Source organism: uncultured Caballeronia sp., from assembly GCF_964243625.1.
Taxonomy (GTDB): Bacteria; Pseudomonadota; Gammaproteobacteria; order Burkholderiales; family Burkholderiaceae; genus Caballeronia.
The window spans coordinates 1-5,191 of the sequence record NZ_CAXTGZ010000435.1 but is presented as its reverse complement, the minus strand read 5'-3'; the positions used below and the strand labels follow the sequence as shown (position 1 = coordinate 5,191).

Annotated in this window: 5 protein-coding genes and 1 pseudogene; 1 reads left to right on the top strand and 5 read right to left on the bottom strand. The window is 63.4% G+C overall.

Going from position 1 to position 5,191, the window contains the following annotated elements; translation table 11 throughout:
• The 5 genes and pseudogenes from ACFFAR_RS23950 to ACFFAR_RS23930 form a co-directional block, all read right to left on the bottom strand.
• Positions 1-131 (bottom strand): annotated as a pseudogene (locus ACFFAR_RS23950) (cystine ABC transporter substrate-binding protein); the annotation flags it as partial.
• 125 nt (positions 132-256) lie between these two features.
• Entirely contained in the window at positions 257-1,297 is a 1,041-nt protein-coding gene (locus tag ACFFAR_RS23945) for a quinone-dependent dihydroorotate dehydrogenase (RefSeq protein WP_061999566.1), read from the bottom strand.
• Between the two features lie 143 nt (positions 1,298-1,440).
• Positions 1,441-2,313: an arginyltransferase gene (locus ACFFAR_RS23940; protein WP_174364458.1), complete on the bottom strand. Its 873-nt coding sequence runs from the start codon at positions 2,311-2,313 to the stop codon at positions 1,441-1,443.
• 136 nt (positions 2,314-2,449) lie between these two features.
• Entirely contained in the window at positions 2,450-3,193 is a 744-nt protein-coding gene (aat, locus tag ACFFAR_RS23935) for a leucyl/phenylalanyl-tRNA--protein transferase (RefSeq protein WP_174364457.1), read from the bottom strand.
• A gap of 15 nt (positions 3,194-3,208) precedes the next feature.
• Positions 3,209-3,754 (bottom strand): NUDIX hydrolase, encoded by a 546-nt coding sequence (locus ACFFAR_RS23930; RefSeq protein WP_061999564.1) that lies wholly within the window; start codon positions 3,752-3,754, stop codon positions 3,209-3,211.
• A gap of 263 nt (positions 3,755-4,017) precedes the next feature.
• Here ACFFAR_RS23930 and glp point away from each other — a divergent pair.
• Positions 4,018-5,191, top strand: a 1,174-nt coding sequence (gene glp, locus ACFFAR_RS23925) for a gephyrin-like molybdotransferase Glp (RefSeq protein WP_375508585.1), incomplete at its 3' end; no start/stop codon positions are given.

Below are 5,191 nucleotides of genomic sequence, written 5' to 3'. Positions count from 1 at the left end.
CCTTCCAGGCAAATGCGCAACGTGCCGCGCTGTTTGACCGAATCCAGCAGATCTTCTGCGTGGGCGACCGCCGAGAGCGACGCGCCGATCAGTCCTGCCACGAGCACTTTCTTGAAGAAAGTCAATTTCATGTGTTGTTTGCCTTTGTCCGAGTTTTATCGGTAATCTGAAGTGCCGCGATGATAGCGAAAACGCCACGACCGCTTCAGATCGATTCCTCATGTGGTTATGAGAACGGGTAGGGATGCTTCGCGCGTCATACAGCGGCTGGCTGGCGCGACAGCGCTTCCACGCACTCTGTCACGAGCGCGGGTCCGCGATAAATGAGGCCCGTGTAGATCTGTACGAGCGATGCCCCCGCCGCCAGTTTTTCACGCGCGTCATCGCCCGACATGATGCCGCCCACGCCGATGATCGGCACGGCATTGCCCAATTCCACGCGCAACTTTCGGATCACCGCATTCGACGCCTCGAACACCGGCTTGCCGGACAGACCACCAGCTTCATCGCTGTGTTTCATGCCGGTCACAGCGGTGCGTGACAGCGTGGTGTTGGTGGCGATCACGCCGTCGATCTGATGACGCAGCAACGTGGCGGCGATCTCCTTGATCTGCTCGTCGTCGAGATCGGGCGCGATCTTGAGCGCGAGGGGCACGAGCTTGCCGTGCATGTCGGAAAGACGTTGCTGCTTGTCCTTCAGCGCACCGAGCAGCGCGTCGAGTTCGCCCGCGCCTTGCAACTGGCGCAGGTTCTTCGTATTCGGCGACGAGATGTTGATGGTCACGTAGCTCGCGAACGGATACACGCGCTCGAGGCAATACAAATAATCTTCGGCGGCCCGTTCGATGGGTGTATCGGCATTCTTCCCGATATTCAGCCCCAGAATCCCGCGATACCGCGCCGCCTGCACGTTCTCGACGAACTGATCGACGCCGCGGTTATTGAAGCCGAGCCGGTTGATGAGCGCTTGCGCATCCGGCAGCCGGAACATGCGCGGGCGCGGATTGCCGGGCTGGGCGCGCGGCGTGACCGTTCCCACTTCGATGAACCCGAACCCCAGCGACGCCAGCCCGTCAATACACGCGCCGTCCTTGTCCAGCCCGGCCGCGAGCCCGACCGGATTGCGGAAGTTCAGGCCCATGACGGTGCGCGGGGAGTCGGGCGCGCGCTCGGCGAGCATGCCGGACAAACCGGTGCGGCCGGCGGCGCCGAGCATGCGCAGCGTCAGATGGTGGGCATCTTCCGCATCCATGCGAAAAAGTTGCGCGCGGGCAAGCGGGTAGAGGGAACTGAACACGAGGAGAGGCCGGAACGGCAAAAATTGAGACGCGCCATTTTAACGGCTTTAATGGCGACGGCCGAAAAGCTGTGTCGGAACGTTGAATTTCGCGGAAAAAACCGTTTAGGGCGGACCTGGCAGTAACCCGCCGCGTGCCGCCGTTAGCGACGCGGTTTGTCAGCGGCCATCTTGCCGGGCATCGGCGGCGTTCCGGCGGAGTGCATTGTCAGGGGATCGAGCAGATCCCAGCGGCCATCGATCAATCCTTCTAATGGCCGGAAATTCGCCTTGTATGCCATCTTTTCGCTCTCGCGAATCCAGTAGCCAAGGTACACGAAAGGCAGGTCGAGGCTGCGCGCCTGCTCGATTTGCCACAGGATGTTGTAGGTGCCGAAGCTCGTGTGCGGCATGTCCGGCTCGAAGAACGTGTACACCGAAGACAAGCCGTCACCCAGGATGTCGATCATGCTGATCATGCGCAGCACGCCTTTCGCGGGTGGATCGTCGTTGGGCTTGCCGTCGTCGCTTTCCGTGCTCGCGGCAGCTTCGACCGGTGCCGCCGGCTCGCGAAATTCCACCAGGCGCGAATTGATCCGGCTTTGCAGCAGAAATTGCTCGTACTGGTCGCGGCTGTCGCGATCCATGCCGCCGCCTGCGTGCCGCGCCGACTGATAGCGCATGTAGAGCGCGTAATGTTCTTCGTCGTAGTGAAGCGGAGCCACACTCGCGACCAGGTCGCCGTGCTGTTTCCAGACGCGCCGCTGGGTGCGGTTGGGCTTGAATCCATCGATAGGCAAACGCACCGGCACGCACGCCCGGCAGCCATCGCAATAAGGCCGGTACGTGAACACGCCCGAGCGCCGGAAGCCGGCCTTGACGAGTTCGGTGTAGACGTCGGAGTTGATCAGGTGACTGGGCGTCGCCACCTGCGAGCGGGCGATGCGCCCGTCGAGGTAGCTGCAGGGATACGGCGCCGTTGCATAGAATTGCAACGCCGAAAGCGGTGAAAGCGGCAGCTCATTGGGGTGAGTCACGTTGGCAGCTCTCGTTCTAAACGTCTGTCGCCTCGTTGTGTTGCCGGACTGACGTTGCCGGCCAAACAAGGCACTGTGTTCGAAATACTCGATCCTGCGTTGAATTGTCTTGCCGTCGCGATTGGCTCGGGCGCTCTCAGCTTTCCGCATTGACCCCAAGCGTGGCGAGCAGTGCCGACTTGTCGAACTGCCAGGGAATCGGCGGCTCGAACACGGCGTGGCGCAAATGTCGCAGAAATGCCTTCCGCGTGATCTCGCGCCCGCCCAGCGACGCCAGGTGCGACGTGTTCTGCTGGCAGTCTATCATCTCTATTTTATGGTGGCGCAAGTGTCCGACGAGTGCCGCGAGCGCGATTTTTGATGCATCAGTGCGGTGCGCGAACATCGATTCGCCGAAAAACATCCGCCCGAACGACACGCCGTAAAGACCACCCACGCGCCTGCCCTCGAACCAGCTTTCAATGCTGTGCGCGCGTCCGTCGCGGTGTAACGACGAATACGCCTCCACGATGTCCGCCGTGATCCACGTGCCGCGCTGGCCTTCACGCGGCGTCTGCGCGCACGCGCGCATCACGCCGGCAAAATCGTGATCGACGCGAATTTCCCACGCTGCGTCCTTTAACACCCGCCGCAGCGTCTTGCGAAGTGAATCCGAGACCTTGAATTCATCCGGGATCAGGACCATGCGGGGGTCCGGGCTCCACCAGAGGACGGGCTGGCCATCGGAATACCAGGGGAAAATTCCGTGCTGATAGGCATCGATCAAACGTGAGCTTTGCAATTCGGCGCTCGCCGCGAGCAAACCGGGCGCGCCGCTCGCCTCGCCGAGTGCGCGCTCGACGGGCGGAAACGGATCGTCGGATGCGAGCCATGGAACCATGATGCGGGGCGGCGCTCAGCCTTCGCGCAGTGAGCGGAAGATGTCGCCGGTGTGCAGCGAATAGGTGCCGGCGGCGCGATCGGCAAAAAAGAAGCGCAGCGTCTGGCCGACGGTCGGGAACGCAATTTCGTCCCAGGGAATCTCGCTTTCATCGAAGAGTTTCACTTCGAGGCTTTCCTCGCCGGCATCGATATCCAGATCGAGCAAACGCGCCAGATAAAACAGATGCACCTGATGCACATGCGGCACGTTCAGCAGCGTGAAGAGGCTCTGGATCTCGACGCGTGCGCCGGCCTCTTCCAGCGTCTCGCGCGAGGCGCCTTCGCTGGTCGTCTCGTTCATTTCCATGAAACCCGCCGGCAGCGTCCAGAAGCCGTAGCGCGGTTCGATCGCGCGGCGGCACAGCAGAACCTTGTCGTCCCAGACAGGGACGGTTCCGACCACGTTGCGCGGATTCTGATAATGCACCGTGCCGCAGTTGCCGCAGACGAAACGTTCGCGGTTGTCGCCGGGAGGCACAAGCAGGCTAACTTCGTGGCCGCAGACGGAGCAGAATTTCATAGGGGAGAAGTCTGAAAGTGTCGTGCGAGTGTATCACCGAGGCCGGGGCGCGCGGATGGGACGCGGCCGCGTTGCGGTTGCTTCGACGACTTGTCCGGACGGTCTATGGCCCCGGATCGGGCGCAAGCGGCCGGACGGTTCTGGCTACAATATAAGTCCTTCGGACGCGGCGCTTTTTTTGCGTCGTCCATTTGCGTCGTCCATTTCACGGTCACTAACTTATCCTGCCGATGTCCACCACGCCCGCCGCACTACGCCCGCCGATGTTGTCCACCGCCGACGCGCTCGCCACCTTGCTCGCGGCCGCGCGCCGGGTGGACGGCACGGAAACCGTCGACTGCTTCGACGCGCTCGGCCGCGTGCTCGCCGCCGACGTGGTGTCGCCGCTCGACGTGCCGCCCATGCGCACGAGTTCCATGGACGGCTACGCGGTGCGGGCGGCGGATCTCGCCGGGGCTTCCGGCTCTAAAGGTGTGACGCTCCCCGTGTCGCAGCGCATTCCGGCCGGCGCCATAGCCGAGCCGCTGGCCGCCGGCACGGCCGCGCGGATATTTACGGGTGCGACCGTGCCGCCGGACGCGGACGCCATCGTGATGCAGGAAATGGTTCGTCTCGATAACAACGGCGCAAGCTTCTCGCAGGCTCCGGCAGAAGGCGAGTGGATCACCCGGCAAGGCGCTGATATCCGTCGCGGCGCTGTCATCCTGGCCGCCGGGACGCGGCTCACACCGCAGGCATTGGGGCTGGCAGCATCGGTGGGATGCGCTGCGCTCGAGGTCGTGCGGCGCGTGCGCGTGGCCGTGTTTTTCACCGGCGACGAACTCACCACGCCCGGCGAGCCGCTGCGCCCGGGCGCGATCTACAACTCGAACCGGTACACCTTGCGCGCGCTGCTCGCCACGATCGGCTGCGAGGTGACGGACCTTGGAATCGTGCCGGACCGGCTCGACGCGACCCGCGAGACGCTGCGGCGGGCGGCACGCGATCACGACCTGATTCTCACGTGCGGGGGGGTGTCGGTGGGAGAGGAAGATCACGTCAAGCCCGCCGTGGAAGCCGAAGGGCGCATTTCCATGTGGCAAATCGCGATGAAACCCGGCAAACCGCTCGCGTTCGGCGCGGTCAGGCGCGAGGCTTCCCGGGCGGAAGACGAGGCGTTTTTTATCGGCTTGCCGGGGAATCCGGTTTCGAGTTTCTGCACGTTCCTGCTGTTCGTGCGGCCGTTTATCCTGCGACTGGCGGGCGTGAACGCGGTCGAACCGCGCGTGTATTCCATGCGGGCGGATTTCACGCAGAAAAAGGGCGACCGCCGCAACGAATTCCTGCGCGCCCGTGTGAACGGCGCTGGCGGTCTCGACGTGTTCGGCAACCAGAGTACGTTCTCGCCCGCGGTGGGCTCTGCGCTCACCGCTTCAGCCATGGGGCTGTCGGCGCCGA